The following is a 328-nucleotide window of genomic DNA, read 5'->3' as shown; positions in this document are numbered from 1 at the left end:
CTTGGTCTTTTGTTTGGTTTTGAAGGAAGCATTCCTTCACCGGCGAGCCGAAAGGCAGCCATGAACCTTGAAAACTGGATAACGAAAATAAGCAACAAAGTCAAGAAACATCCAACGTGATGAATCGATTATTCGTGATTGGTTCATCACAAGTGTGACGAATGAGAAGCAAGAAGATCGAGGAGGTATCATGCCCGAGTATCGGACACAAGCCGACGAAGAGATTCGCCGCTCATCGCACATGCAGTGGTTAAGTTATAAAGAGCGCACGGTGGATGCCTTGGCACTGGGAGCCGATGAAGGACGGAACGAACGCCGATACGCTTCG

General features: G+C 48.5%; 1 rRNA gene. It reads left to right on the top strand.

From position 1 onward, the window contains the following. Nucleotides 1-248 precede the first annotated feature (248 nt). Nucleotides 249-328: ribosomal RNA gene (locus AA84_RS0102040) — 23S ribosomal RNA — on the top strand; the annotation flags it as partial.

It is taken from the genome of Sporolactobacillus terrae DSM 11697 (assembly GCF_000648615.1).
In the GTDB taxonomy this organism is placed as follows: Bacteria; Bacillota; Bacilli; order Bacillales; family Sporolactobacillaceae; genus Sporolactobacillus; species Sporolactobacillus terrae.
Note: the sequence above shows the minus strand (reverse complement) of the source record. Positions and strands in the feature narration are given on the sequence as shown.